Source organism: Kitasatospora sp. NPDC059408, assembly GCF_042751525.1.
GTDB lineage: Bacteria > Actinomycetota > Actinomycetes > Streptomycetales > Streptomycetaceae > Kitasatospora.
This window is the reverse complement of sequence record NZ_JBHYWI010000020.1, coordinates 66286-92681: the sequence shown is the minus strand read 5'-3', so window position 1 is coordinate 92681 and position 26396 is coordinate 66286. Positions and strand designations below refer to the sequence as shown.

29 protein-coding genes and 1 pseudogene are annotated in these 26396 nt (G+C 68.5%); 23 read left to right on the top strand and 7 right to left on the bottom strand.

Features of this window, described 5'->3' with window-relative positions; genetic code table 11:
* Window positions 1–109: 109 nt before the first annotated feature.
* From ACFXDE_RS15970 to ACFXDE_RS15920, 11 genes are all read left to right on the top strand, one after another.
* Entirely contained in the window at window positions 110–1879 is a 1770-nt protein-coding gene (locus ACFXDE_RS15970; protein ID WP_380494585.1) for a hypothetical protein, read from the top strand.
* 221 nt (window positions 1880–2100) lie between these two features.
* Entirely contained in the window at window positions 2101–2931 is an 831-nt protein-coding gene (locus ACFXDE_RS15965; RefSeq protein ID WP_380494582.1) for a hypothetical protein, read from the top strand.
* Between the two features lie 88 nt (window positions 2932–3019).
* Complete coding sequence (locus ACFXDE_RS15960; protein WP_380494579.1) at window positions 3020–3730, top strand: hypothetical protein; 711 nt, start codon at window positions 3020–3022, stop codon at window positions 3728–3730.
* A gap of 57 nt (window positions 3731–3787) precedes the next feature.
* Complete coding sequence (locus ACFXDE_RS15955) at window positions 3788–4324, top strand: DNA cytosine methyltransferase (protein WP_380494577.1); 537 nt, start codon at window positions 3788–3790, stop codon at window positions 4322–4324.
* A gap of 28 nt (window positions 4325–4352) precedes the next feature.
* Entirely contained in the window at window positions 4353–4835 is a 483-nt protein-coding gene (locus tag ACFXDE_RS15950; protein WP_380494575.1) for a DNA (cytosine-5-)-methyltransferase, read from the top strand.
* A 101-nt stretch (window positions 4836–4936) separates the two neighbouring features.
* The gene (locus tag ACFXDE_RS15945) at window positions 4937–5140 is read left to right on the top strand and encodes a hypothetical protein (protein WP_380494574.1); all 204 of its coding nucleotides are present in this window, start codon (window positions 4937–4939) and stop codon (window positions 5138–5140) included.
* Window positions 5141–5160: 20 nt separating this feature from the next.
* A complete protein-coding gene (locus ACFXDE_RS15940) occupies window positions 5161–5691 on the top strand; it encodes a hypothetical protein (RefSeq protein WP_380494572.1) in 531 nt (176 codons plus the stop codon).
* Window positions 5678–8110 carry a phage/plasmid primase, P4 family gene (locus ACFXDE_RS15935; RefSeq protein ID WP_380494570.1) on the top strand — a complete coding sequence of 811 codons (2433 nt, stop codon included), beginning with the start codon at window positions 5678–5680 and terminating at the stop codon, window positions 8108–8110. Before ACFXDE_RS15940 ends, ACFXDE_RS15935 begins: the two co-directional genes overlap by 14 nt.
* Before the next feature lie 69 nt (window positions 8111–8179).
* Window positions 8180–10027 (top strand): DNA polymerase, encoded by a 1848-nt coding sequence (locus ACFXDE_RS15930; protein ID WP_380494568.1) that lies wholly within the window; start codon window positions 8180–8182, stop codon window positions 10025–10027.
* 378 nt (window positions 10028–10405) lie between these two features.
* On the top strand, window positions 10406–11197 hold the full coding sequence (locus ACFXDE_RS15925; protein WP_380494566.1) for a sigma-70 family RNA polymerase sigma factor: 792 nt from the start codon (window positions 10406–10408) through the stop codon (window positions 11195–11197).
* A 428-nt stretch (window positions 11198–11625) separates the two neighbouring features.
* Window positions 11626–12096: a hypothetical protein gene (locus ACFXDE_RS15920; RefSeq protein WP_380494564.1), complete on the top strand. Its 471-nt coding sequence runs from the start codon at window positions 11626–11628 to the stop codon at window positions 12094–12096.
* 63 nt (window positions 12097–12159) lie between these two features.
* Here the strand turns inward: ACFXDE_RS15920 and ACFXDE_RS15915 are convergent, their stop codons facing one another.
* Window positions 12160–12351, bottom strand: coding sequence for a DUF397 domain-containing protein (locus ACFXDE_RS15915; protein WP_380494562.1), 192 nt, complete (start codon window positions 12349–12351; stop codon window positions 12160–12162).
* Window positions 12341–13177 carry a helix-turn-helix domain-containing protein gene (locus ACFXDE_RS15910; RefSeq protein ID WP_380494560.1) on the bottom strand — a complete coding sequence of 279 codons (837 nt, stop codon included), beginning with the start codon at window positions 13175–13177 and terminating at the stop codon, window positions 12341–12343. The genes ACFXDE_RS15915 and ACFXDE_RS15910 overlap by 11 nt, the downstream gene beginning before the upstream one ends.
* A gap of 125 nt (window positions 13178–13302) precedes the next feature.
* On the opposite strand from ACFXDE_RS15910, the gene ACFXDE_RS15905 reads away from it, so the two are divergent.
* From ACFXDE_RS15905 to ACFXDE_RS15875, 7 genes and pseudogenes are all read left to right on the top strand, one after another.
* Window positions 13303–13716 (top strand): hypothetical protein, encoded by a 414-nt coding sequence (locus ACFXDE_RS15905; RefSeq protein ID WP_380494558.1) that lies wholly within the window; start codon window positions 13303–13305, stop codon window positions 13714–13716.
* Window positions 13713–13949, top strand: coding sequence for a hypothetical protein (locus ACFXDE_RS15900; protein WP_380494556.1), 237 nt, complete (start codon window positions 13713–13715; stop codon window positions 13947–13949). The genes ACFXDE_RS15905 and ACFXDE_RS15900 overlap by 4 nt, the downstream gene beginning before the upstream one ends.
* Before the next feature lie 355 nt (window positions 13950–14304).
* On the top strand, window positions 14305–14823 hold the full coding sequence (locus tag ACFXDE_RS15895; protein ID WP_380494554.1) for an NUDIX domain-containing protein: 519 nt from the start codon (window positions 14305–14307) through the stop codon (window positions 14821–14823).
* Window positions 14823–15491, top strand: a complete 669-nt coding sequence (locus ACFXDE_RS15890) for a hypothetical protein (RefSeq protein WP_380494552.1) — start codon at window positions 14823–14825, stop codon at window positions 15489–15491. Before ACFXDE_RS15895 ends, ACFXDE_RS15890 begins: the two co-directional genes overlap by 1 nt.
* A gap of 128 nt (window positions 15492–15619) precedes the next feature.
* Window positions 15620–16651, top strand: coding sequence for a radical SAM protein (locus ACFXDE_RS15885; RefSeq protein ID WP_380494549.1), 1032 nt, complete (start codon window positions 15620–15622; stop codon window positions 16649–16651).
* 14 nt (window positions 16652–16665) lie between these two features.
* Window positions 16666–17799, top strand: coding sequence for a 50S ribosomal protein L11 methyltransferase (locus ACFXDE_RS15880; protein ID WP_380494546.1), 1134 nt, complete (start codon window positions 16666–16668; stop codon window positions 17797–17799).
* Window positions 17800–17899: 100 nt separating this feature from the next.
* A pseudogene (locus ACFXDE_RS15875) lies at window positions 17900–18490 on the top strand (helicase HerA-like domain-containing protein); the annotation flags it as partial.
* Between the two features lie 28 nt (window positions 18491–18518).
* On the opposite strand, the gene ACFXDE_RS15870 reads toward ACFXDE_RS15875, so the two are convergent.
* Together ACFXDE_RS15870 and ACFXDE_RS15865 are read right to left on the bottom strand one after the other, a co-directional pair.
* Entirely contained in the window at window positions 18519–19685 is a 1167-nt protein-coding gene (locus tag ACFXDE_RS15870) for a hypothetical protein (RefSeq protein ID WP_380494544.1), read from the bottom strand.
* 98 nt (window positions 19686–19783) lie between these two features.
* Complete coding sequence (locus ACFXDE_RS15865; protein WP_380494542.1) at window positions 19784–20443, bottom strand: rhomboid family intramembrane serine protease; 660 nt, start codon at window positions 20441–20443, stop codon at window positions 19784–19786.
* A gap of 83 nt (window positions 20444–20526) precedes the next feature.
* On the opposite strand from ACFXDE_RS15865, the gene ACFXDE_RS15860 reads away from it, so the two are divergent.
* The gene (locus ACFXDE_RS15860; RefSeq protein ID WP_380444561.1) at window positions 20527–21045 is read left to right on the top strand and encodes a YbhB/YbcL family Raf kinase inhibitor-like protein; all 519 of its coding nucleotides are present in this window, start codon (window positions 20527–20529) and stop codon (window positions 21043–21045) included.
* Between the two features lie 4 nt (window positions 21046–21049).
* Here the strand turns inward: ACFXDE_RS15860 and ACFXDE_RS15855 are convergent, their stop codons facing one another.
* Complete coding sequence (locus tag ACFXDE_RS15855) at window positions 21050–22024, bottom strand: helix-turn-helix transcriptional regulator (RefSeq protein WP_380444584.1); 975 nt, start codon at window positions 22022–22024, stop codon at window positions 21050–21052.
* Window positions 22025–22120: 96 nt separating this feature from the next.
* Between ACFXDE_RS15855 and ACFXDE_RS15850 the strand changes: the two genes are divergently transcribed.
* Both ACFXDE_RS15850 and ACFXDE_RS15845 read left to right on the top strand, forming a co-directional pair.
* A complete protein-coding gene (locus tag ACFXDE_RS15850) occupies window positions 22121–23602 on the top strand; it encodes an MFS transporter (protein WP_380494540.1) in 1482 nt (493 codons plus the stop codon).
* A gap of 70 nt (window positions 23603–23672) precedes the next feature.
* Window positions 23673–23885, top strand: coding sequence for a KTSC domain-containing protein (locus tag ACFXDE_RS15845; protein WP_380444558.1), 213 nt, complete (start codon window positions 23673–23675; stop codon window positions 23883–23885).
* Here the strand turns inward: ACFXDE_RS15845 and ACFXDE_RS15840 are convergent.
* The gene (locus tag ACFXDE_RS15840) at window positions 23878–24504 is read right to left on the bottom strand and encodes a TetR/AcrR family transcriptional regulator (RefSeq protein ID WP_380444556.1); all 627 of its coding nucleotides are present in this window, start codon (window positions 24502–24504) and stop codon (window positions 23878–23880) included. The genes ACFXDE_RS15845 and ACFXDE_RS15840 overlap by 8 nt on opposite strands.
* A 103-nt stretch (window positions 24505–24607) precedes the next feature.
* On the opposite strand from ACFXDE_RS15840, the gene ACFXDE_RS15835 reads away from it, so the two are divergent.
* Complete coding sequence (locus ACFXDE_RS15835) at window positions 24608–25009, top strand: DUF4345 domain-containing protein (RefSeq protein WP_380494538.1); 402 nt, start codon at window positions 24608–24610, stop codon at window positions 25007–25009.
* A gap of 26 nt (window positions 25010–25035) precedes the next feature.
* Here the strand turns inward: ACFXDE_RS15835 and ACFXDE_RS15830 are convergent, their stop codons facing one another.
* A complete protein-coding gene (locus tag ACFXDE_RS15830) occupies window positions 25036–25635 on the bottom strand; it encodes an HhH-GPD-type base excision DNA repair protein (protein ID WP_380494536.1) in 600 nt (199 codons plus the stop codon).
* 274 nt (window positions 25636–25909) lie between these two features.
* Between ACFXDE_RS15830 and ACFXDE_RS15825 the strand changes: the two genes are divergently transcribed.
* Window positions 25910–26257, top strand: a complete 348-nt coding sequence (locus ACFXDE_RS15825; protein ID WP_380444551.1) for a DoxX family protein — start codon at window positions 25910–25912, stop codon at window positions 26255–26257.
* Window positions 26258–26396 lie beyond the last annotated feature (139 nt).

The following is a 26396-nucleotide window of genomic DNA, read 5'->3' as shown; positions in this document are numbered from 1 at the left end:
CCGGAGAGCATCGTCACGTGACGATGATTGGTTGCGGGTGTCAGTGCGGGTCTGTACTTTCATCGCCACGAGCCCGGCGTGAACCGGGAAGAGCTGGGGAGGGATCAGCGTGAAGTGGACTCCGATCAAGCATGGTCGGTATGGGGTCGACGTGCCGGCGGGGGCGTTCAACCTGAGCAACTGGGCCTTTGAGGCGCAGAGCGCTCCGGAGTGGTACGAGCCCGGCAAGGACTGGCACCTCGTGGCCGACGGCACGCCCGAGACGATCAAGAGCTTCACCAGTCTTGAGGCCGCTCAGGAGTGGGCCGATCACTGGTCGGTACCGTGGGCCAAGATTGGCGCGGGGTCTACTTTTCACATCATTGCCGATCGTGAGACCGGGCTGACCTTCTGCGGTAAACTCGCCACGCTCGTCACTGACGTCACGTCAGAGATCTGTAGGCCGTGCGGAGATTGCGTCATGGTGCGCGGCCACCTGGAAGGCCCGGCAGTCGGCCCCGATGTGCCGGTGACGATCAAGCGCACAGAGGACGGGAACATGCCCCCTCGTAAGAAGAAGGACACCGTGACCCCGGAGACGCCGGAGACGCCGGAGACGCCGGAGACGCCGGAGACGCCGGAGCCCGGCACTGAGGCCCCTTCGGCTACGGCGCTGCACGTCGGGACCGAATCCATTACCCGCCAGTGGAACGGTACGGAGACTGACGGCTCCTTCAATCGGGCGGAACTTGAGGAGATCGGTCGGGTCGCGGGTATCAAGTTCGATGAGTTCGGAGACCCGGACGAAGAGGGCTTCTCCCGCATCGCGCAGTTGATCGACGACAGCAAGTCGGGCGAAGACCTCAAGCTCAAGGAAGCTGGCCTTCTCGTCTGGGTTGAGGAGTTGACGAAGTCGGTTGTCGACCTCCGTGCCAACGCCACCGAGAGGAACGAGGGGGAGCCGAAGGCGATTCACGCGGCAGCGAAGGCGCGTCGCCTGATCGACCGCCTCCCCGTGAAGCACCGGGCGAAGCTCCGGAGGGCTGTCACTCAGGCGGAGAAGACGAAGGTCAAGCCGGCGCCCGTCGTGCCCGCGCCGCGTGCTGCCGCTCCGGCTTCGCTGGAGACGACCAGCATTGACGACATTCCGAACTCTCAGGAGCTGATCACAGAGGGCATCGAGGTCTTCTCGGCGTCCATCAAGGCAGCCGCCGAAGTTGCGGACCGGGCGCGCGTGCTGTCGGAAATCGGCCTCAAGGTCCGGCGCGGAGCCCGGAACAAGTGGGGCGTCGTGGACCTCCGGCTTGACTCGAAGGCCGGTAAGGAGCTCATGGCGAAGATCATCAAGGGGGCCCTTGCGGAGGCCAACCCGGATGACCCGAACAACCAGGACGCTTACGACACCATGCTTACGGCCTACCAGAACCGTAACGTGGACGTGGTCGCGGAGTTCGTTGCTTCGCTGGATGACGAGAACGCGGCGGAGTTCGACACCGATGGTTACAAGGTGATCCGCGAGCACTTCGACCCGGAGGCGGAGGAGAACCAGGGACTCACCGCGTCTGAGGCGGTGTGGAAGTACTTCGAACAGCTCCCCGGCAAGGGGCTGCCCCGCCACACCCGGAAGGAGCGTGCGCGCCTGGACCGACTCCGGAAGAAGGAGCTTGCGGAGCGCGTTGCCGCCGGCGAGCTGACCGCCGAAGAGGCCGAAGAGCTGGGCGGAGACAGGGCTCCGAAGACGGAGGAACAGGAAGCCCTGGAGCGGATCGAGCGCGCCCGGAAGAACTCTTCGCTCGTCTCCGCCGGAGTCGACAAGCTGTCGAACGAGGCACGCCAGCGCGTCCGGGCCGCGTACGACTCCCTGATTGCCGATCTGGCCGCCGACCGCGCCAAGGTGTAGCCCTCAGCGGACCCCGAAGAGCCCCCGGTTCCCTCAGCGGAGCCGGGGGCTTCGTCATGTCCTCTTCTAGTGATGAGTGGTGTTTTCCATCCCACTCCACATATCTCCTAGCGGTCTCCTAAGGGATACCGGGCGGCTCGTCCAGCGCGTCACCCATCACCCGCGAATCCCATGCACTCCCTGACTCGTGACAGACGATCACGAGCCCGAAGGGGGCACGCATGGGCAAGGTCCGCACTATTCAGCGGTCGGGTAGCCGCTTCTACGTCGACTCTGAGACCGCCGAGAAGGTACCCGGGGTCACGAGCGTAATCAGTATGCTCCCGAAGCCGTTCCTGACCTACTGGGCCGCACGGCTCACCGCCGAGACCGCCGTACAGAACCTCTCCGCCGTCGCCAGCATCGCTGAGCGGGACGAGGCCGGCGCGATTGACTACCTCAAGAACGCGCACTCCCGGTACACCAAGCTCCGCGCTCAGGTGGGCTCCGACGCGCACGACCTCTTCGAGCGCATGATTCGCGGTGAGGTGGTCCGCCGGGTGCACCCCGATCTGGAGCCCTACCGCCAGCACTTCGCGGACTTCCTTGAGGCCGTCGGCCCTCAGCTCGTTCGGGCCGAAGACGTGGCCTGGAGCACGACCCACAACTACGCCGGATCGTTCGATGCGATCCTTCGTCTCCGTCTGGGCGACGACGGCAAGCCCGACCCGGACGGCCGTCCGCACCTCGTGATGACGGACTGGAAGACCTCCGCCAGCACGTACCCGGAGGTGGCTCTCCAGATGGCCGCGTACGCGCACGCTGACTGGATCGTCTCGCCGGACGGCACCCGGGAGCCCATGCCGGAGTTCGACGGCGCGTGCGTTCTCCACATCACCCCGGAGGGTTGGGAGTTCATCCCGGTCCGGATCGATGCGGAGGTGTTCGAGATCTTCCTTACTCTCCGCCGGGTCTTCGACTGGGACAAGTCGATCAGCAAGACCGTGCTCGGGCGTGCCATCGCGTCCAGCTCCAAGAAGCTCGTGACGGGCACTCAGCGCCGCTCCCGCTAGCCGGAATCTCCGGCACTCCAGTACTGGCAGACACCACGGCGGGACCATCGTCACGTGACGATGCCGCCCACACAACAGGGGGGCGCACTTGCGACCGAAGATTTGGGACACCGACCCGGACGCCAAGCCGAAGCCGCGTCAGCTTTTCTCCGACGACGTGGCGTTCCGGTTCCGCGCCGGCCGCACGGTCAACGACCGGCCCGTGTCGCTTGCGCACTGGCGCGTGACCACTGGCGACCCGGAGGTTGCCGACGCTGTCGCTCAGCTCATGGGCGGCAAGCCGGAGGAGTGGGAGACCAGCAAGGAAGACTTCCTTGAGGTGCTGACCACCTCCGATTCCGTCCAGATCGTCATCAACGGCGTCAAGGACATTGACAGCCGCTTCGTCCTCTGGGGCCGCTCCGGCGGGCCGATCCACGAGTGCGACGGCGTCAACTTCCTGAGCCCGGAGGAGGACGCGGGTACCCCGTGCGGTTGCCCGGCGCTGCTGGCGGACCGCAAGGCCCAGTCCCGTTCGGGCCGTGGCCCGGCGCCTCAGACGAAGATCACCTTCCGCCTGGCTGAGGACTACGACCTTGGCAAGGGCCAGCTCACCTCTACCTCGTGGGAGCTGGTCAAGGTGCTGCACGAGATTGACGACGCGCTTGATGCCGTCGGCGGTGAGGCGCTGTGCAGCCTGAGCCTGGAGCACGTCGAGTTCACCGCTGCATCCGGTCAGGCCGTGTCCTTCCGGAAGCCGGTCATCAAGGTGATCAAGGCGTACAACGAGGCCATCGCGGACGACCCGCACGAGTCGTGAGTTCACTGGGCGGAGTCCTTCCGGGGGCTCCGCCCTTTCTCATCTGGGGGTTGGCGCATGCCGATTCTTGAGCTGTGCGCCGGCTACGGGGGACTGGGGCGCGCCGTCGAAGCGCTCACGGGGGAACGGGTGCGGTACGTGGCGGAGGTCGATCCCAACGCGGCTCTCATCCTGAGTGCCCGCTACCCGGAAGCCCCGAACATCGGGGATATCCGAGAGTTCGACTGGTCACGCATCGCTGGGCGCGTGAACATCATCACCGCCGGATTCCCCTGCCAAGACATTTCGAACGCGGGGAAGAGGGCGGGGATTCATGGCGAAAGGTCAAGCCTCTGGCGACACGTTGCGGAGGCCGTTCGCGTTCTTCGACCGGATTACGTGTTCCTGGAGAACGTTGCCGCAATCAGGCGACGAGGGCTTCAAGTTGTTCTCGGGGATCTGGCCGAAATCGGGTATGACGCGAGATGGACTAGCTTTCGAGCGTCCGGCATTGGAGCCCCCCACCACCGTGACCGGTGGTTTTGCGTCGCTTCCCCTTCTGCCCACCCCGACCGCATCGGACGCCACGAGGGGGCCGGACTTCGCGAAGGCTGACCGGGAGGGAGCCGGCGGGGACGACCTCGTGACCGCCGTCGCAAGGCTCTTCGACAAGCCGACGGCGCACCGCCTCTTCAAGACCCCCACGGCCAACCTTGCGGGGAACGGAGCGCCCCAACACCCGGACAAGCGCAAGGCCGGCGGTCATGGTCCCAACTTGGACGACGAAGTCTCGTTTCTGTTGCCGGTCGACCCGGAGCGGGACGAGCTGGAGCCGGGGGCGTTCCACAGTCCGGCGGAGTGGTGGGGAGAGTTCGGCGCCGCCGTGCATCGATGGGAAACCCTGATCGGCCAACCCGCCCCGGTGCCAGTGGAGTTCGGGCCTCGTGGTGGCCGACGGCTGGCCTCCGTCTTCGGCGAATGGCTCATGGGGTTGCCGGGCGGGTGGATCACCCGGGTTCCGGGCCTCAACCGCGCTGCCCAGCTCCGGGCCGTGGGCAACGGCGCCATGTCACAACAGGCGTTCTCCGCCTATCTCCACCTGATGAACCACAAAGAGGAGAGGTAACTCCCATGGGGGAACGAGGAGTTGTCACGGACTACGCCGCCGACGAGATGTACCCCGGTGACCTCGTGTGCTACGCGGCACGGCAGGGGAACCGGGTGCGCGTGGCTGACGCCGTGGTGGACACGGTGGTGACGGTCACGGTTGGCGGCAGGCTCCGCCCCATGCTCAAGCTCAAGCCGACCGGCGCTGAATCCGGCTTCCGCAAGCGGCGGAGCCTTCGCGCTGTCTGGGTCGGGGCGGAACACGTGCGGCTGATCAGTCCGGGCCCGGTGGAGCCGGACGAAGACCGCGATTACTGCAACTAGCAACAACAAAGGGGGACTTGATGGCCAACCCGAACAAGCAGAAGGGCACGGCATGGGAGTCCGCCGTGCGGGACCACAACAACCGGGAGCTTGGCCTTCTCGGAGAGGATGGCAAGGTCCGAGACCCGTTCTTCTGGGGGAACGCTCGGCGGCCGGCGCAGGAAGGCGCCAAGGACGTTGGGGACGTGCATCTCGTGCCCTTCATCCTGGAGTGCAAGGACGTGAAGTCTCCGTCAGTCCCGGGGTTCCTGCGACAGGCGGAGGCCGAAGCCGTCAACGCTGGCTTCCCGTTCGGGGTGGCCGTCGTCAAGACCCGTGGCGCTGCCGTTGGCCGGGGCAAGGTCCACTTCACGGTGAGCACCTGGACCCGTGTACGGCAGACGCTCGGCATGGATACGGACTCCATGTTCAAGCTGTACGGCTTCACGGCCACGATTCGCGGTCTCAACACCGGCCGTTGGTATCTGAGTTGTGACCTGGACGCCTTTCCGGCTCTGGTCGAAGACGTGCGTTCCGCCTACGGCCCGGGGGTGATCAGTGCAGTTCGCTGAGATCCTGTCCCGCTTTCGGGAGGTGACCGAGGAAGCCGACGGCGGCTATCTCGCTGTCTGCCCGGCGCACGGTGACTCCAGGCCGTCTCTTCGGATCTGGCGTGGAACCAACCTCAAGGTCCGCTTCACCTGCCGTGCCGGCTGCCTCACCGGGGACGTGATCGGCAAGGCCGGGCTCGAATGGGCGGACCTCTTCAACGTCGAAGGCGACGGCGCCACCGTTCCGGCCGAACGGCCAACCCTCGTAGGAACTGGACGAGTTGCCGCGCTGGCCTCGTACCTGGACCGGGCGATTGCCTGGCTGCACCGCTCCGACAGCCCCGCCGGCTCCCGGGCTCTCGACTACGCCCTTGAGCGCTTCGGAGTCGGGGACGAGCTGGCTCACGACCTGGAGCTAGGCGCCGACCACGGGGCGGAGAGCCCGGGGTTCTCCTTCCGGTCGACCTCGTGGCGGGACTTCCCGCGTCTCGTGGTGCCGCTCCGGGGCTTCGACGGGGTGGCCCGTGGCGCTCAAGGCCGGGACCTCACCGGGCAGTGCCCGGGACGCTGGTACTCCCTGATCAACCCCGAAGGGGAGAGGTGGACGGCCTACGGCGTCTTCAAGGGTCAGGGCGGGTACGGGACGACGATCGTCACCGAAGGTCCAGGGGACGCCCTCACGGCCGTGGCCGTCGGGTACGACAGTGTGGCCATCCGGGGCGCGTCGCTCGCCAACTCACCTGAGCTTCTAGACGAGTTGGCCGCCGGCCTCCGGGGCTCTCAGGTGATCATCTGCGGGGACAACGACACCGCCGGCCGGGGCTTCATGCGCAAGCTGGCCGAAGGTCTCGAAGCGCGTGGGTTGAACGTACTCGTCCTCAACGTCCACAACGAGGGCGACGACCTCACCGACTGGCGCGAACGGAACCCGGTGGCCTTCCCGCTGGCTCTCCACTCCGCCGTGAAGTCTGCTCGTCCCCTCGTGGCCACCGTGGACGCTCAGGATGCTGCCGATAGCGCGGAGTTGGCGGAGCGGACCGGCGCGGACTTCGTGGACCGGGAGCAGGGGCTTGAAGCAGCAAGGCTGTTGGGCCAGCTCGTGAAGAAGTTCGGAGCCACCAACGCCATGAACGCGTACGGCCTCGTGGCCTGGACGGACGGGCGGATCAAGTTCGCCCCCGGCTTGGGCTTCTATGTCTGGAGCGGCAAGCGCTGGGACCGGTCGGAAGTTCGGGTCCGTCAGGAGATTCACCGCATGGGCGCCGCACTGGCGCTGGCCGGAGAGACCACGGCCGCGAAGGGGTTTCTCAACACGACCGGCATTGACGCCATCCTCACGGAGCTTCGCAGCGTCCCGGAGGTCTACGTCAAGGCGGACGCCTTCGACGCGCGCCCCGACTTGCTCAGCTTTTCCAACGGGGTGGTCGACCTCCGCACGGGACGGCTCCGCCCGCACGACAAGCGCGACATGCTCACGGTGTCGCTGCCGCTGGAGTACGACCCGGACGCGAAGGCTCCCCGGTGGGAGGCGTTCCTCTCAGAGATCATGCCGGGCATGCCAAGCATGCCGGGGTACCTCCGCCGGCTCGTGGGCTACGGCATCACCGGGCACGTGAGCGAACAGTGTTTCTGCGTACTCCACGGGTCCGGTGCGAACGGGAAGAGCGTCTTCACGGACACGCTCGCCGAGATCTTCGGGCCGTTCGTGACGACCACTCCCTTCGCCACCTTCGAAGAGCGCCGATCCGGAGGAATCCCCAACGACCTTGCAGCGCTTCGGGGTTCACGGCTCGTCATGGCCTCTGAGGGTGAGAGCGGCAAGGCCATGTCGGAGAGCGTCCTCAAGAACCTGACCGGCAAGGACAAGGTGACGGCAAGGTTCTTGAGGCAAGAGTTCTTCACTTACACCCCGACCTTCCTCATTCTCTTGGCCACCAACCACAAGCCTCGCTTCAAGGGGGCCGACGAAGGGTTGTGGCGAAGGGTCAAGATGCTGCCGTTCAACCGGTACTTCGCTCCGGAAGAGCGCGACTACGGGCTTTCTGGCGCCCTACTCGCGGAGGCTCAGGGCATCGTCACGTGGGCGGTCAAGGGGGCCGTCGAGTGGTACGCCGGCGGGCTGGACGACCCGGGCCCCGTGCGCAACGCAACGCGGGAGTACCGCGAAGTCTCCGACGAGCTACAGGGGTTCACCCCCGGCGTAGTCGAGATTACCGGGACGGACTCCGACCGGTTCCTAGGCAACGAACTCTTCTCGGAGTACCTGACGTGGTGTGAGGCGGAGAACCTGCCGCCCGCCGAAAGGTGGCGGCGCACCACGTTCTACCGGGCCATGGAAGAGCGGGGAGCGAACAAGCGCAAGACCAATCAGGGCATCACCTTCTTCGGGGTTCGGCTGACCGATCAGCCCGACAAGGGGGCCCCGGGGATCTTCAACTAAGAGCGGTAGCAGAAGGGGAGCATCGTCACGTGACGGTGGTCCCCTTTTTGCTGCCCGAAGGGGGGCAGGGTGCGGACCTACACGCACGAGATTGCCGGGGAGACCGTCCGGGTCCACGTGCCGGAAACCGTGGACGACCTGGACGAGTTCCGGAAGTGGTGGCGACGCGCCAGCAACCGTGGCCCGGTCGCAATCGACACCGAGACCACGGGACTAGCGCTCTTCGCTCGGGACTTCCGCCTCAGGACTGTGCAGTTCGGAGACCGCTCCGACGCGTGGGTGATCCACTGGGAGCGCGGCGGCTGGTTCCAGGAGTACGCACGGGACGCGCTGACCCGCACCCGGGACATGCTGATCCACAACGCGTCGTACGACCTGTTGGTGATCGACCGGCACGCCGGCATCCCGCTGGAAGACCTCGTGGACCGGGTCACGGACACGCGCATCCTCGCAACGCTGATCGACCCGCGCCAGCCCATGGAAGGCGGCATCGGGACGGCTCTCAAGCCCCTGTCTGCCTTCTGGGTGGACCCGTCGGCTCCTGATACGCAAGGGGACTTGACGAGCGTCTTCCGGTCTCTGGGGCTGACGAAGTCCACCGGGTTCGCCCGGATCGACCTGGACCACCCGACTTTCAACCTCTACGGGGGGCTGGACTGCATCCTGACGGCTCGTCTGGAGCCGGTCCTCCGGGCGGAGCTTCGCCGGCTGGAAGTGCGGGAAGCCCTCGTGGACTACGAGCACGACCTTGCCCGGATGTGCATGGTCATGGAGCGGACCGGGCTTGTCCTGGACGTGCCCTATACCCGCCGTCTCGCGGCCCAACTGTCGGCGGAGGCAGCGGAGTTCGCGGAGAAGGCCGCCCGGTACGGGGTGACCTCCGTCAACGCCACGAAGCAAATCGCGGAAGCCCTCATGGGCATGGGCGAGACGCTGACGGAGCGTACGGCCTCCGGGGCTCTCAAGGTGGACAAGGCCGTTCTTCTCCGGTTGGCGGACTTGGATCTCCAGTGGAAGCGAATAGGCGCGCGTACGCCAAACCCGTTGGCGGAGGCCGTACTTCGCTCGAAGAGGGCGGGCAAGTGGGGGACGACTTACACCCAAACCTTCCTGGACTCCGTGGACGACGCCGGGAGGGTGCACAGCGGGATCAACACGTTGGCCGCCCGCACGGGAAGGATGAGTGTTCAGCGTCCGGCGCTACAGACTCTCCCCTCTTCGGATCAGATGATCCGGCGTTGTCTGTTGGCGGACGAGGGGCACGTGATGGTGAGTACGGACTTCTCCGCCGTGGAGATGCGTGTTCTGGCCGCGCTGGCGGGGGTCAAGAGGATGACCGCCGGCTTCCTCGCTGGCGAAGACATTCACTGGTTCACGGCCCGGATCATCAAGGGGGAGGCCGCCACCGAGAAGGACCGGAAGGTCTTCAAGGGTGCGGGTTTCTCGAAGGTGTACGGGGGCGGAGTCGCCACGGCAGCGCGGCAGACCGGTGCCACCGAAGAGGCCATGTCCCGGGCCTTCGCCGAGTACGACCGGCTGTATCCGGAGATCCGGCGCGCGTCGAACCGGTGGCAGCGGGAGGCCCGAGCCCGCCGAATGGTGTTCATCTCCGCCACCGGCCGGCGGCTGCCGCTGGACCGGGACAGGGCCTATGCCGTCGTCAACTACGCCTGCCAGTCGGCGGCTAGGGATTGCCTGGGTCAGGCCATGCTGAACGCCGAAGAGGCCGGCCTCCTGCCCCTGTTGCGCTTGCCGATTCATGACGAGCTTCTTGCGTCGGTTCCCGCGAAGGAAGCCGAAGAGGTGGCGCGGGAGATTGAGAAGTGCATGACCTTCGACCTCTACGGGGTGCCGATCGTCGCCACGGCAGAGATCGGGAAGCGATCGTGGGGGAGCCTCTACGGCGCCGATTTCTGACCCGCTGACCATCGTCACGTGACGATGCTGACCCCCTGATCACGCCCGAATCACGGCGGGCTCATCCCTATCCGCTTCAAGGATGAGCCCGCTAACGGTCCTATAGACGACCGGTGTTGATGCCCCGATTCGTGGGTGTTTGCCCGGTAGAAACAGCGTTGAGGGTGTCGGACTGCCTCCGTAAGTTCGACCCCCACGCAACGACGAAGGCCATGCGCAAGCCCCAGTCCTGCTAGCCCGGAACGGGGTACGCAAGGCCACTTCGCCGCGAATCCATGACGCATGCCCGAACGAGCTTCGGCATGCCCAAAAGCCCGCTCCGGGTGACCGCTGCACTCCAGGCGGGGTGCAGATCACCTAGCACCCCGGAGCGGCACCTTGATTTCGCTGACCCCTGCCCAGATTCAGGACGCGAAGAACAACAAGCTTGAGGCGGTCACCGCCGTCATCGAAGCCACGGAAGAGCGCGTGCTCCAGTTGGCCAACCACTACGCCACCATCAGTTACGAGCTGAACCACGACCTTGCCGAAGACATGGCACAGGAAGCACGGGAAGCCGTCTGGCTGGCCCTCCGCCGCTTCGAAGGGGAGAGCGTCGCCCAGTTCTTCACCTTCGTGGACACCACCATCAAGGGGGTGCTCTCCGACCACCGCCGGGCAGAGACCCGCAAGGGAGCCAGCGGGCAGGCAGCGAAAGATTTTGAGGCCGCCCTTCGCGTGGCCGGCGGAGACCCGTACCTTGCTGAGCGGGTGTGCACGGTCGGACTCCCCAACGGCCGGAAGCTTTCCCGGGAACAGGCCAACGCCGCACGGCTGGCATGGATGGGCGTGGACTACCTGGACGCGCCTCTTCCGGGCGCGGAGGGGGAAACGCTCGGGGACCGTCTCGCGGCGGAACTGGACGTGCCGGCGGACCTCGTGGAGCCCCGGGACCTGGACGACGCCCGGCGGAAGTTCATCCGTCAGCGCGTGCACACCGTGCTGGGCATGATGGGTGCCCGTCAGCGCAGGGTCCTCAAGGCAACTTTCGGGATAGCCCCGGTGCCCTTCTACGGCACGGAGAACGACAAGGACCTTGCCGCAGATATCGGCATGGAGTACTCGCAGATCCGGCAGACCCGCGCGAAGGCCCGGAATGCTTTCGCCGACATGTACGTGATCGGGGCTTGAGATGCGACAGACGTTCCCCGCCTCCGAAGGCCGGACGGTCGTGGTCGACCTCAGGGCGTCGATCGCAGACGTTCAACTACTCGACTCGGACGGCACGGCGGAGGCTTCGTTCCTTCTGCGCGCCGACTCCTACGGACCCGCACGACCCATGATGAACGCCCTAGCCCAAGGGGACTACGAGGCAGCGCGCCTGTTGCTGCTCGGGTCTCGCTGAGCATCGTCACGTGACGATGCCAGAGGCGATTTTCGGCCACTCACTGTCACTCTATGTGATGGTGGGTGGCCTTTTTTCTTTGCCTTGACTTTGTCAACACAGAATGCAGTCATGGCCATGCCGGAAAATTGGGGTGCAACCTTTGTGCTGGTCAGGCGTCTGTATATGTGTACGGCCTTGCTTGGAGCGCACTTGACGGTGTGTTTGTTGGTCAATGACCATGATCACGGAATATCCTCTTCCGGATGTAGAACGTTTGACCTATTCTCTACGCATGGTGACGCACCCGATGCCCTATGTGGCGAAAATTGTGGTCAGCGTGCCCAACTTCATGCAGCGGAATCTGACCACGTGGGAGCCGTGGACAGAGATCGGTGCACCTGTCGGGGGACACGAAGTCACGTCGTGCGAGGAACTGCACGGCGTACTCAGAGCGGAGGGAATGAGCGTGGCTCAGACGATGCGCCGGCTGGCACGCGGCCACGCTGCCTTCCGCCTGGAAGCACGGGAGACGGTCAGCGGGCGGCTGGTCGGCCTGGCTGAGTGGACGTGGTGTCGGGAGCTAGGCCAGTACCGGCAGTGGGATGTGTTCACGGGCTGCGAGTGGGGAGAGCACGGGTGGTTGCCCACACTGCTAGCCAGCCTGACGGCGGAGGACGGGCCAACGCAGGTTGAGGCGGCGTAGGTCCAGGTACGACGAGACCCCACTACTCGGCGGCGGGTAGTGGGGTCTCCGAACTGGACGGGCTCAGACTTCGCCGAACTCCCCGTTGGCGGCGGCACGCACGAAGGCCGCCCACGCGTCAGGAGCAAACCGAAGGCGGGGCCCCTCAGGGTCCTTCGAGTCCCGGACGCGACCCGGGTGGGCGTCGTCGTGTTCGATGCATGTTCCGCCGTCGTTGTTGCTGTATGAGCTCTTGCGCCACTGCTCAGCCGCCACGGCTGTACTCCTTCATGATGCGTCTGATCATCGCCTGTGATTCCTCGGGCGACCGGGCAAGAGCCCTGAGGTAATCGTAGGACTCCCGACGGGCGGCAACACGCCCAGGTTCATCGATGATCACACCATCCTTGGAGCCCTCCGCCCAAGCTGTGAGCTCTCCCTCCGCATCGGTGTAGAGAGTCAGCGAACCGCCCATCTCCTGGTGCGGACCCGCGCTGAACGGAAGCACTTGAATGGTGATGAACGATCGACGCTCGGAGGCCAGTGCGGCTAGCTGTTGGCGCATCACCCGGGCTGGTCCCACGGGCCGGCGAAGGACGGCTTCGTCAAGTACGAACCAGCAGCGCGGGGGAGAGGCAGAGCCAAACCTAGCCTGGCGGCCTAGTCGAGCGGCTAGGAGATCGTCTATCTCTCGTTCGGTGGCGTGGGGGTGACCCGCCCGCAGCGCGCACCTTGCGAAGCTCGAAGTCTGGAGTAGGCCGGGCACGTTCGCACACGCGTACTCCTCAATGACGGCTGCTGCACTCTCCAGCTCAATGGCCTTGCGGTAGCGGCCGGGGAACTTTTCGTTCCGGGCAAGCTGGTAGATCCGGCCGAACCGACCATCAGTGTTGAACGCTGCATCCAGCTGAGGGGGAAGCTCAGGCGGCGGCATCGACTCGGCACGTTCGACCCGGGCAAGGTGCCCCTTGGAGATGTGCACGATCTCTGCCAGCCGGTCCAGAGACATCCTCCCGGCGCGCCTTCGATGCTCTCGCATCTCCCAGCCGAACTGATCACGTGCGGACCTGCCCGGGTCCAGCTTGTTTGGGGTGAACACCATGAGTGCCCCTCCATGTGTCCTTTGGGATGTGACACATGGCCACGCTTCTAAGGCTAGCGCCAAAGCGCGACGCTTGAACCACACACAGTGAAGCGGAGATTGAACGCCCCCACGGAGTAATGATCATGACGACGCGTGAGAACGAGCAGCCCGACACCCGAGACCCCGGGTGGTCGTACCAACACCGCGACTTCCCGCCGTGCTCGTGCGGCAAGCCGGGATGTTCGGACTACGGCGTCTCCATGGGGCCGATGCACTCGGAGCAGGACCCGAACACGACCCACATCAAGCCGCTTAGCGACCCCTACAAGGCCACGGTCGGCGCGCTCGTCCTGGACGTGCTCAACGGCCGGGTCGGCACCCTCACGGCCCGGGGCGCGGGCAAGGTCGTGTGGGTCCGGGGCGCCAACGGCTACGAGTGGGAGACCGACAGCCGTTACCTGGAGAAGCCGCCGGCGAAGTCCGGCCTCAGCGCGGAGCTGGCCGCCCGCAACAAGCGCTCGGCGCTCTCCGAACACCGCTTCAAGGACGCGTCGTGAAGGCTCTGACCTCCGGAGCGCTGGACACGGTGATTGCAACCGTCATCGTCGGGTTGGTCGCTGGTGGACTGGGCGAGCTGGCCACGCTGGCTGTCTCCGACGATCTGACGGGGACGAAGACGTTGGTCTTCTTGCTCGTGGCCGCGCTGGTGGCTTCGTGCGGGGTGTCCGCGTCCGCGTCCATCATCAGTCACCTGGACGAGCGAAGAGCCCGGCGGCGGGACGAGACGTGATCGACCTGGAACCCGGGTGGCCGCCGTGTCCCCTCCCGGGTGTCGTCTGGGCTCCGGGTCGGTGCTTCATGTGTGGTCATCACCGCGACGTTTCCGCCGTCGGCGAGATGACCGTGAATGGCGGGCAGGAGATCGCTATCTCTGCTTGCCGCTGGTGTCACGAGGCGCTTGCCGCCCACCACCGTGAGACCTGGAACGCCCCCGGCGAGAAGGCCGAACGCATCCGGGCCACGCTTCGCCGCTGGCGTCGTGGCGTTCACCACGCCCGTGCCCAACTCACCCACTGACGGCCCGCTCCGTTTCCCTCCCCACGGCCGGAGCGGGCACCTAACAACCCCTGTAGAGGAGACGACCGTTGAACCTGTTCCTCGCTGACCCGGAGGCGCCGCCGCGTCCCGCGATCCTGACCGACCCGAATCCCGTTCGCGTCGGCTGTGTCGTGCTGGCCCTGGACGAGCACAAGCGGGTGCTCATGGTCGATCCGGTGTACAAGGACGGGCTGATCCTTCCCGGCGGCAGCATGGAAGAGGACGAGGACCCGAACGAGGCCGCGTCCCGGCACTTCTACGCCGAGACCGGTCTTGTCCAGGACTTCCACCAACTTGTGGTGCCGGACTGGAGCCGTCGAGACGTGATCCCGGCGGGTATCAACTTCGTCTTCTGGGGTGGCCGCCTGGACCGCCGGCGGGCCGACAAGGTCAAGGTCCCGCCCGTTCAGGAGAGCAACCTTCGCGGGCACCACTGGATCGACCGGGACGAGCTGCGGAACGTCTGCTCCAAGAAGCAGGCCAACCGGGTGACCACGGCGTTGGACTGTGTTGAGGCGGGTCTCCTGGTGCCGTTCATGGTCGACGGTGAGCCGGTGGGCCGCTAGTGGACCACTTCGCGGTGGAGCGCTTCCCGTGGCGTGCCCGGCACATTTTCAGCGGGGGAGTGGAGCCGGCGCGTACGGTCTCCGGCAACATCGGTGCCGGAAGCGCGGAGGAGCTGGCTGCCGTCCTGATCTCCCGCGCAGCGCTGGCGGAGGAGCTGGGGCGTCCCGGCGGGTGGGAGCGGGAAGCCAACGTTCGCGCCTTCGGCGTGCGCCTCCTCACCGACATGGAACGGGAGTGCAAGCGGTTCGGCACGTGGGCCGTACTTCCGAGGCACATGCCCCGGTACGACGTGATCGTGACTTACCACGGCCCCGGGGCGCCGTTCGTTCCCGACCCGGACAGGACCGTTGAGCGGTACGAGGCCGGCACCACCCTGGAAGCGCTCCAGGAGGAAATCAAGATCTCTCCGAAGCGCTTGAAGCGGCTGCTGACCACGTGGGGTGTCGACCTGCGCGGTGCGCAAGAGCGGCGTGAACTCGCCAAGCGCAAGCCTTCGGTGATCCTCTCGCCGGTGGTCGAAGCGGAGATCGTCACGAAGTACTTGGCGAAGGTCCCGCAAACGACGTTGGCGCAGATCTACGGCGTCCGTCCGGCGAAGATCCGCCGGGTACTTGTAGCCGCCAGCGTGCCGATTCGGGGACGCGGCGGGTCGGCGAAGCGTACCTAGTTCTTCCCCTTGACTCCCGGCTTTGTGAGCCGGGCGCACAACCCCCACCCCGGTTCCCCGGAACCCTGGACAGGTCGAGTGGCCGGGGTGGGGCCCTGTCTGTACAACCTCAACAGAGGGGATTCCTCGTGACCGTCACCATTGAACTGCCCTCCGCCGTGGTGCTCACCGCGCCTGAGTGGGTGGAGCTGGAGCTGACCAACAAGTGTCAGCAGGAGTGCGGGCACTGCTTCAACGAGTCCGGGCCGACCGTGCCGCACGACGTGATGGCCCTGGACGACTGGACGCGGGTGATCACCGAGTGCGCCGAACTCGGCGTCAAGGGAGTCCAGTTGATCGGCGGGGAGCCCACCACGTTCCCGGGCTGGCGGGACCTCGTGGACCACGCGCTGAGCAAGGGCTTGCTCGTTGAGGTCTTCTCCAACCTCTTCCACATCACCGACAAGGGGTGGACGACCCTCTCCAAGCCCGGCGTCCGACTCGGCACCTCGTACTACTCGGTCAACGCCGGGGAGCACGACAAGGTGACCAAGGTTGCCGGGAGCCACGAGAGGACCCGGGCCAACATCGTCAAGGCGCTGGGTCTCGGCATCCCGGTCCGGGCCGGAGTCGTCCGCTGCCACGACGGACAGCTTGAGCGGCTGGCCGTCCAGGAGCTGCAAGCGCTCGGAGTCCAGCGGATCACCCTGGACGACGCCCGGGGAGTCGGCCGGGCCGGCAACGGCGAGACACCCACGGTCGACGTGCTGTGCGGCAACTGCGCCCGGGGCAAGCTGGCCATCCTCCCCGACGGCGCCGTTTCCCCGTGCGTCATCGGCCGGTGGATGCAGCCCTTCAACATCCGGGAGACCAGCCTCCGGAAGGTGCTGCTCAGCCCGGAGTGGGCGGCGGTGGCCGCGAGCATCCCGAAGCCGAAGCAGCGTGACGCGTGTGCCCCGAAGGACGGTTCGTCGTGCGCGCCGACCGGATGCGCGCCGTTGGAGTACGTCCCGATCACCATGCTTGGATGCCCGCCGAACGACAGCAACGACTGTTCGCCGGCGAGCACCGAAGCGTGCGGCCCGAGTTACTACGCTCCGGTGGACACGGCTGCCTGCCCGCCGGACGACAGCAACGACTGTTCCCCGGCGAGCACCGAAGCGTGCGGCCCGAAGTACTGAGGTAGGAAAAGCCCATGGACTGGCAGAGGCACGCGGCAGAACTGGCCGCCCGCACGACCGACCCGGATTCCCGCTGGCGCGACCCGGTTTCCAGGGTGCCCCGACACCTGTTGGTGCCCCGCTGGTGGGAGCCTGCCGAAGGCGGAGGCTGGCGGCTCCAGGTCGGAGAGAGTGACCCCGATCTCTGGGTGCGACGGGCCTTCGGCAACAACTCCGTCGTCACCAGCGTGGGCGGTCTCCATGCCGATCACGCGAAGCCGGACGACATTCCGACCGGCCGCACCACGAGTTCCGCCACCCTCACGACGCTGGTCGTGAAGATGCTTCGGCACGCGCGGATTCACGACGGGCAAGACCTGTTGGATCTCGGCACCGGAGCCGGCGGGCTCACCGCTATTGCCGCGCTGAGGCTCGGCAGTTGGCACGTCACCAGCGTGGACGTGGACAAGTACCTGACCGAAGCCGCGAAGGACCGTCTGAACGGCATGGGGTTGAAGGCGAACTTCCATACCCTGGACGCCACCGGACCCATTCCCGGACAGTACGACCGTGCCGTTGCCACGGTGGCGGCACGACCCATTCCGGAGTCGTGGCTCCAGGCTCTCCGCCCGGGTGGACGGCTCGTCACCACGATTGCGGACACGGCGCTGATCCTGACCGTCTGGAAGGACCCGGACGGCGGGGCAAGCGGCGTGATCGAAAGGGACTGGGCGGGCTTCATGACGACCCGCACCGGGCCGACCTACCCGCCCGGCCTGGAGCACCTGTTCCGGGCTGCCCGTGAAGGCGAAGGCGAAGAGGTCAAGTCGTACCGGTACCCGGTCGCGGATATCCGTGACAACTGGGAAATCTGGTCGATGCTCACGATCACCACACCCGGCGTGGAAATCGACTTCGAAGCGCGTCCGGGGAAGCGCACGGCCTATCTCGTCCACCCGGATGGGTCGTGGGCACGAGCGGAGGCGGAGCGGTACGAGCCGCCGACCGTTCACCAGAGTGGGCCGCGCCGGCTCTGGGACGACCTGGAGCGGATTCGGAACTGGCGTGAGGTCGAAGGCGGTCTTCCGCTGTTCGGCTGCAACGCCAAGGTCGACCCTGACGGCGTGATCCACCTGTCCCGGGGGCAGTGGTCGGCCACCCTCCGCTGAGCCGCTGGAGAGCCTGTCAGAGCCCCGTCCGGGCCAGTTCCCGGGCGGGGTTTCTTCGTTTCCGCAGGTCAGGATACAAGTGGGTATATTGACAGCAACGTTCGTCACCCAGACCCCGAAGGACGTGCCCGCCGACGTCCTCGCCCAGCTCGGCAACCGGGTGCAGCACGCGCTGCGCGCGTTCACCCCGGACGACGCCAAGGCGCTCAAGGCGACGGTCTCCACCTTCCCCCGGTCGTCGTACGACCTGAGCGAGGTGCTGACCTCGCTCGGCACCGGGGAGGCCGTGGTGACCGTCCTGTCGGAGAAGGGCGCGCCGACGCCCGTCGCCGCGACCCGGCTGCGGGCGCCGCAGTCGCTGATGGGGCCGGTCGACGAGGGCGCGCTCCGGGCGCTCGTGGACGCCTCGCCGCTGACGGCGCGCTACCGGGACGCGATCGACCGCGAGTCGGCGTACGAGAAGCTCGCGGCCCGGGCGGCGCGCGCCGAGCCCGCGCCGGCGCCCGTCCCCGAGCCGTCGCGCGACGCGGCGCGGGAGGCGGGGCGGGCCGGCGCGCAGGCCGGGGCGGGCGGGCTGCTCGGCTCGCTGCTGAACAACCCGACGGTGAAGTCGCTCGCGCGCTCGGCCGGGAAGCAGCTCGGGCAGGAGATCTCGCGCAGCCTGTTCGGGACGTCCAAGCGGCGGCGGTAGGGCCGCCGGTGGGGGCCGCCGGTGCGGCCTACGCGCGGAGCGCGGCGCCGATCCGGTCGAGCGAGGACAGGCGCATCAGGCCGTAGTTGTAGAACTCGACCTCGGGGACGCCGAGTTCGCGCAGGACGGCGAGCTTGGCGGCGAGGTTCTCCGGGCCGTCGCAGTCCGAGGACATCGGGCGCAGGATCACCGCCATGTCCTGCGGGCGGACGCCGTGCAGGGCGAAGGCGGCGATCTTCTCCCGGACGGCCTCGGGGGTCCTCGCGTAGCCGAGCGTCTCGATCTGGTCCGCGGCCCCGGCGAGCGCGGGCAGGTCGATGCCGGACAGCCAGCCCTTGCCGGGGCCGCCGCCGTCCATGAAGCTCAGCCGCATGCCGTGGCGACGGGCCTGCGCGGACAGCTCGGCGGCCAGCGAGGTGACCGTCGCGGCGGAGGCGTCCACGTAGGCGGCGAACGCGCCGTCCGCGAGCTCGTCCAGCGCACCGGGCTCGGCGGCGGCCCCCTCGTCGGCGAGGCGGCGGCGCAGCTCGGTGCGCACGGCCTCGGCGACCTCGTCGGCCGGGACGCCCGCGCCGGCGGCGGCCGTGCGGCAGTGCGGGCAGAAGCAGACGCCGAGCAGCGCCTCGGCGACGGGACCGAGCTCCTCGAAATAGCGTTCGTGGTGGTAGCCGTGGCGCAGGCCGTGGAAGTGCAGCGACTCGGCCCGGACCGCGTCCACGCCGTAGCGCGCCAGGTCGGCGACGAGGGTGTGCGCGTACTCGCGGACCTCCGGGTTCGCCGGGCACAGCTCGGTGAGGTGGCGGTCGCCGAAGGCGTTGGCCGGGGCGCAGTCGGGGTGGGCGAAGCCGAGCCGGTCGTTGTGGCAGAACACCGTCCAGGCGTGCAGCCCGAGGCCGCGGCGGCGGGCCTCGGCGGCGGCCTCGGAGAACGGGTCGCGCTCGCCGATGGCGGTGGACGGGACGGGCGCGAGGCGGCGGCCCCGCCAGCGGGCCGGGTCGGGGCGGAAGTAGGCGGCGCCCGGTTCCAGGTAGCGGACCACCCGGCGCGGGTTGTGCGGGAAGACGTCCCGGGCCTCGTGGTAGACCGAGGCGAGGGTGACGCCGCCGACCCCGGCACGGTCGGCGAGGTTGCCGAAGAAGGTGTCGGGGCCCTCGTCCAGCAGGTCGGTGGCGAAGGCGAGGACGGACGACTCCACGGTGCGGCTCCGGAGCAGGGGGCGGGGGCGCCGTCCACGCTAGCCGCAGGGGTTCGGATTGGTCTATACCTGGCCGGTCGGGCGCTGCGCCGGACGGGCTAGAGGCCCAGGTCGTCCAGCTCCTTGAGCAGGGCGGAGCGGGAGTCGGCGGGTGCGGGCGCGGGCGCTGGCTTCGGCTTCGGTGCCGCCTGGTCGCGGAGCAGGACGGCGGCGGCCAGCCCGCCGGCCAGCCCGCCGAGGTGGCCCAGCCAGCTGACGCCGTGGGCGACCGGCAGCACGCCGATCAGGATGGTCCAGTAGACCGCGGCGACGCCGAGGCCGACCACCGCGTCCAGCACGTTGCGGTCGAGGACCCCGCGCAGCACCACGTAGCCGAGGTAGCCGTAGACCATGCCGCTCGCCCCGGCCGTCACGGTGTTCGGGCTCTCCAGCAGCCAGACCGTGAGCCCGCCGGAGACCACGATCACCAGGCTGGCCAGCAGGAACTTGCGCATGCCCCGGTAGGCGGCCAGGAAGCCGAGCACGAACAGCGGCCAGGAGTTGGAGACGATGTGGTCCCAACTGAAGTGCAGGAACGGCATGGTGAACATCTCGGGCAGGTCGCCGACCCGTTCCGGGCGCAGACCGAACTCCCGGGACAGGTCGTAGTCGTCCAGCCAGTTCAGCACCTGCACGGACCAGATGACGGCCTGGATCCCGAGCATGGTGAACAGCGCGCGGCGGGAGTCCGAGAGCAACCGGGCGAATTTCGAAGCCATGGTGTCGACTTTAGGGGCGACCGGATCGGACGTGCACCCCGTTACAGTGACCGGTGTCATCCCGACCGTGAGAGGTGCACGCCATGAGTGTCCGTCCGCCGCTTCCGTACGAGTTCCTGCCGCAGGTGCCGTCCTTCCCGCTGACCAGCGCGGACCTCACCGAAGGCGGCACGCTGGCACGGGAGTTCATCCACGCCGGCGGCAACCTCTCGCCGCAGCTGTCCTGGTCGGGCCTGCCGGAGGGCACCCGCGGCATCGCCGTCACCTGCTACGACCCGGACGCGCCGACCGGCTCCGGCTGGTGGCACTGGCTCGCGCTGAACCTGCCCGCCGGCACCACCGAACTGCCGCGCGGCGCGGGCTCCTCGGACGACGCCCTGCCGGGCGCGGCCTCCTTCCACGGGCGCAACGACTTCCCGGGCAACCGGTACGACGGCGCCGCCCCGCCGCCCGGCGCCCCGCACCGCTACGTCTTCGCGGTGCACGCGCTCGACGTCGAGAAGCTGGACGTCTCGGCCGACACCCCGCCGGCCCAGGTCGGCTTCCACCTCACCTTCCACACCCTCGGCCGGGCGCTGCTCACCGCCGAGTTCGGGGTCTGACGGCTCAGGGAGGACCGGCCAGGTCGGCCGCGCGGGTGGCGCGGCCGGCCAGGGTGCGCAGGTGGGCGATCAGCTCCGGGGGCTCGTGCACCTCGAACTCGCAGTCGAGCAGCAGCAGTCCGGACGCGAGCCACTTGAGCGAGTCGCCCCGGGAGTGCAGCCGGCAGGTGCGGTCGTCGATCGGCTCGATCCGGTACTCCCCGGTCCACGGCATCCAGCGGTCGACCTCGTCGGCGGGGCGGTGCACGGTGGCGACCATGCGGTACGCCGTGTTCCGGCGACGCAGCTTGTCGGCCACGAACGCGGCGGCGTCCTCGGCGGGCAGCGGGCGCGGGGTGAAGCGCGCGCCGGTGGCGAAGGGCTCGCGGAGCCGGTCGACCCGGAAGAGCCGCCAGTCGTCCCGGTCCAGGTCGAAGCCGACCAGGTACCAGCGGCGGCCGGTGGAGACCAGGCGCTCGGGCTCGACGTTGCGGCGGGTCTCGGCGCCGTCGCGGGCCCGGTAGGCGAAGCGCAGGCGCTCGTGGTTGGCGACGGCGCCGGCGAGCAGGGTGAGGTCGTCCGGGTCGACGGTCGGGCCGTCGCCGGTCATCAGCGGCACGGTGGCCGTGTTGAGCGCGCCCACCCGGTGCCGGAGCCGTCCGGGCAGCACCTGGAGCAGCTTGCCCAGGGCCCGGACGGACGCCTCCTCGATGCCCACCACCGCGTGCCCGGCCGCGGCCCGCAGCCCGACCGCGATGGCGACCGCCTCCTCGTCGTCCAGAAGCAGCGGCGGCATCGCCGTCCCCGCGACCAGCCGGTAGCCGCCGATCGCGCCCATCGTCGCCTGCACCGGGTAGCCGAGGTCGCGCAGCCGGTCGATGTCGCGCCGGATCGTCCGGGCGCTGACGCCGAGCCGCTCGGCGAGCTCGCTGCCGGGCCACTCGCGCGGGGTCTGCAGCAGGGAGAGCAGGTTCAGCAGACGGGCCGGGGTGTCGGTCATGCCGTCCAGGATGCCGGAGAACTGGGACAGGATCTGGCCTACATGCCCCCTACCGTCGTCCACGTGCCGACGAGCGAGACGAACGAGGAGCGTGTGATGAGCACAGTGGACACCGACCGGCGGAGGTGGATCGCGCTGGCGATCGTGATGGTCGCCTCCTTCATGGACCTGGTGGACGTGACGATCGTCAACATCGCCGTCCCCAGCATCCAGGAGGACACCGGCGCCTCCTTCAGCGCCATCCAGTGGGTGACCGGCGGCTACGCGCTGGCCTTCGCGATCGGCCTGATCACCGGCGGGCGCCTCGGCGACATCCACGGCCGCAAGCGGCTGTTCCTGATCGGCATCGGCGGCTTCACGCTCGCGTCCGCGCTGTGCGGCCTGGCCACCGGGCCGGACATGCTGGTCGCGATGCGGGTGCTCCAGGGCGGCACGGCGGCCCTCATGGTGCCGCAGGTGCTCTCGATCATCCACGCGACCTTCCCGGCGGAGGAGCGCGGCAAGGTGTTCGGCATGTTCGGCGCGGTGGTCGGCCTGGGCGCCGTCTCCGGGCCGCTGATCGGCGCGCTGCTCACCGAGTGGGACCTCCTCGGCCTGGCCTGGCGGCCGATCTTCCTGATCAACCTGCCGGTGGGCCTGGCCGGCCTGCTGGCCGGGCGCCGCTTCATCAGCGAGTCGAAGGCCGAGAAGGCGCTCAAGCTCGACCTGGTGGGCGTGGCCCTCGCGAGCGTCGGCCTGCTGATGCTGATCTACCCGCTGACGCACGGGCGGGAGGCCGGCTGGCCGCTCTGGGGCTACCTGTCGATGGCCGGCAGCCTCGTGGTGTTCGCGCTGTTCGTGGTGTACGAGAAGGCCAAGGCCCGGCGGGACGGCTCGCCCCTGGTGGAGCTCTCGCTGTTCCGGGTGAAGTCCTTCGCGGCCGGGATCGGCGTGCAGCTCACCTTCGGCGTGGTCTGCGGGATCTTCTTCCTGGTGTGGACCCTCTACATGCAGATGGGCCTCGGCTGGAGCCCGCTGAAGGCCGGCTCGACCGGCATCCCGTTCTCGCTCGCGGTCTCGACGGCCGCCGGGCTGTCCGTGCAGAAGCTGGTGCCGCGGTTCGGGCGCCGGGTGCTGCAGACCGGCGCGCTGGTGATGGCGGCGGGCGTGCTCGCCTACATCTGGGAGGCGCACCGCTACGGGACGGCGATCGCGCCCTGGCAGATGGCGCTGCCGCTGGTCGTGATGGGCCTCGGGATGGGGCTGATCGTCGCGCCGATCACCGACGCGATCCTGGCGGAGGTGCCGCGCGAGCACGCCGGGTCGGCGTCGGGCCTGATCAACACCGTGCAGCAGGTGGGCAACGCGCTCGGGCTCGGCCTGGTGTCGGTGGCCTTCTTCGGGGCCATGGACGACGTCGTCGCGCCGACGGCGGTGGGGGACGCGTTCAGCGGGGCCTTCGTCCACGCGATGTGGTGGGTCGCGGCGGTGCTGGTGGTGGTGTTCCTGCTGATGTTCGCGCTGCCGCGCCGGAAGGCCGTCGCCGCGGGTGCGGAGTCGGACCCGGCCGTCGGGGCCCGGGAGCCCGAGCTGGTCTGACGGTTCCGTGCGCACGAGGGCCCCGGTCGCGATGCGCGGCCGGGGCCCTCGTGCGCACACTGGACGGGTCATGGACCGTACGGCGGTGGAGTCCTCGGTGCTGCGCTCGGTCGGGTACGACCGCCCGGCGCGGCGGCTGGAGCTGGAGTTCCTCGGCGGGCGCGTGTACGAGTACGCGGCCGTGCCGGCCCGGGTGCACCGCGAGTTGATGGCGGCGGACAGCCACGGCCGGTTCTTCGTCCGGCGGATCCGGGGGCGCTACGCCTATCGGCGGCTCAGCTGACGTCCCCGGCGGTGCGCGGCCAGTCGGGGGCCGGGTCGACGGGCAGCAGCGGGCGGAGGGCGCCGATGCAGCCGCCGATGCACGCGTCGCGGAGCTCGGTGCGGGTGCAGGTCTCCTCGGTGAGCCAATCGACGACCAGGACCTGGACGAACACCAGCCAGCTGCGCAGGACTTGGGACACCGCCGCGCGGGTGCCGTCGTCGGCGAGGGGGAGCACGCCGAGGAGGCGGGCGCGCAGGGCGTCGAGCTCGTCGGTCATGATCGTCTGGATCACCGGGTCGCCGGCCAGCACGCGGTTCGCGGCGAGGACGGCGTGCCGGTTGGCGACGAAGTAGTCGAGGTGCGCGTCCATGCCCTCGACCAGTTGCTCGACGAGCGTGTCGGCCGGGTCGAAGCGGGACTTGCCCAGCAGCTGGTCGGCGGCCTGCTGGTAGACGGCGGCGAAGAGGTCCCGCTTGCCCGGGAAGTGCCGGTAGAGCAGGGCGCGGGAGACGCCCGCCTGCGCGGCGACCTCCTCCATCAGCACCTCCTCGTAGGGCCGGGCGGCGAAGAGCCGGGCTCCGACGGAGAGGAGCTGGGCGCGGCGGTCGGCGGGGGAGAGGCGCTGGCGTGGTGGCACGGGTGAAGACTACTTGACACGTGTCTACTAACGGGTGCCTCATGGAAGTAGACACGTGTCAACCAAGCGGCACGCGTCAACCGAGGCATGGGGTGGGTGCGTCATGGCCAAGGCACTGCGGGCGCTCGTGTGGACGATGGGGATCGCGTGCGTGGCGATCGGCCTCGGACACGTGCTGGTGGGCAACGCCGTGCTCCCCGGCGAGGAGCACGCCGGGGCGACGATCGACAGCTGGGGCCGCTTCATGGGCGCGATCTTCGCCGGGTACGGCGCCGCCTGGATCCGGCTCGCCCGGCAGGCGACGATCCCGGCGCGCACCGTCCGGTGGCTCGCCGGCGTGTTCCTGCTCGGTGGCGCCGGGCGGGTGCTGTCGCTCGCGGCGACGGGCTGGCCGGGCGCGTTCCAGGCCGTGCTGGCCGCGCTCGAACTCGGGCTGCCGCCGGTGTACTTCTGGCTGGCGGACGCCGACGAGCGCCGGACCGCGGCCGGTCCGGCGGTGGCCTGAGCCGGTCCGGTGGGCGGTCGGGCGGCTCAGCGCGCCTTGGCGGTGGCCTTGGCCTCCTTCGCGGCGCGCTTCGCCTCCTGCTTGAACTCCCGTACCAGGACGAGCGATTCGGGCCCGGTGATGTCGGCGACCGAGCGGTGCGCGCCCTCGTCGCCGTACGCGCCGGCCGCCTCGCGCCAGCCGTCCGGCCGCACGCCGTACTGCTTGCCGAGCAGTGCCAGGAAGATCTGGGACTTCTGCTTGCCGAAGCCGGGGAGCGCGTTGAGCCGGCTCAGCAGCTCCTTGCCCGTCCTGGCGTCCTTCCACAGCACGGCGGCGTCGCCGTCGTACTGCGCCACGAGGAACTGGCAGAGCTGCTGCACCCGCTTGGCCATCGCGGCCGGGTAGCGGTGCACGGCCGGCTTCGCGGAGAGCAGGGCCACGAACTCCTCGGGGTTGTACGTGGCGATCTCGTGGGCGTCCAGGTCGTTCCGTCCGAGCCGCTGGGCGATGGTCAGCGGGCCGGTGAACGCCCACTCCATGGGCACCTGTTGGTCCAGCAGCATGCCGACGAGCGCGGCGAGCGCGCTGCGTCCGAGCAGTTCATCGGCCTCGGGCTGCTGTGCGAGCCGAACGGTGACGTCCATGGGGCCCTCCTCGGAGTGAATCGGTCGGGTAGGCGCCCAGTCTGGTCGACGGGGTGGGAGGGGTGGTGGTCAACACGCCCGTAGGAGGGGAAGTCTTGGGGATCGAGGCCATGGCGGACCTGGTTTGTTCGTTGGCGTAGCGGTTGTTGGGGGAGTCCGGAGCCAACACCCCACCGCTGGACGGAACATTTTTTCCCCGTGGCGGTCACACTCTCCGCTTCCGGCGGGTCGAAGGAGTGTCGGACCAACCAGCCACCGAGTGGGGAGCACTTCAATGTCCGTGGCCTACGTCATCGTCACCGTCCTCGGCGCCGTCATGGCCGGATTCTCGGCCGGCTCGGTCTTCGCCGGAGCCAAGTACGTCGTCGAGCCGCTCGCCCAGTACGGCGTCCCGCGCAGCTGGTGGGTCTGGCTCGGGATCGCCAAGGCCGCGGGCGCGGCCGGCCTCCTGGTGGGCCTCCTCGTCCCGGGGGTCGGCCGCCTCGCCGCCGTCGGCCTGATCCTCTACTTCGTCGGCGCCGCGCTCACCGTCGTCCGCGCCCGCCACTACGCGCACGTCCCGTTCCCGCTGGTCTACCTCGCGCCGGTGGCGGCTTCGCTGGTCCTCGGTCTGGCGGCCTGAGCGGCCTGAGCGGCCGGTGCCGTGGTGCGCGGCCGGTGCCGCGGTGCGCCTCCCGGGAAGGACGGGCCGAACTCGGCCCGTCCTTCCGGCCGTTCGGGGTGGTGGGGGCTCGTGGGTGGTGCGTGCGTGGTGAGGACGT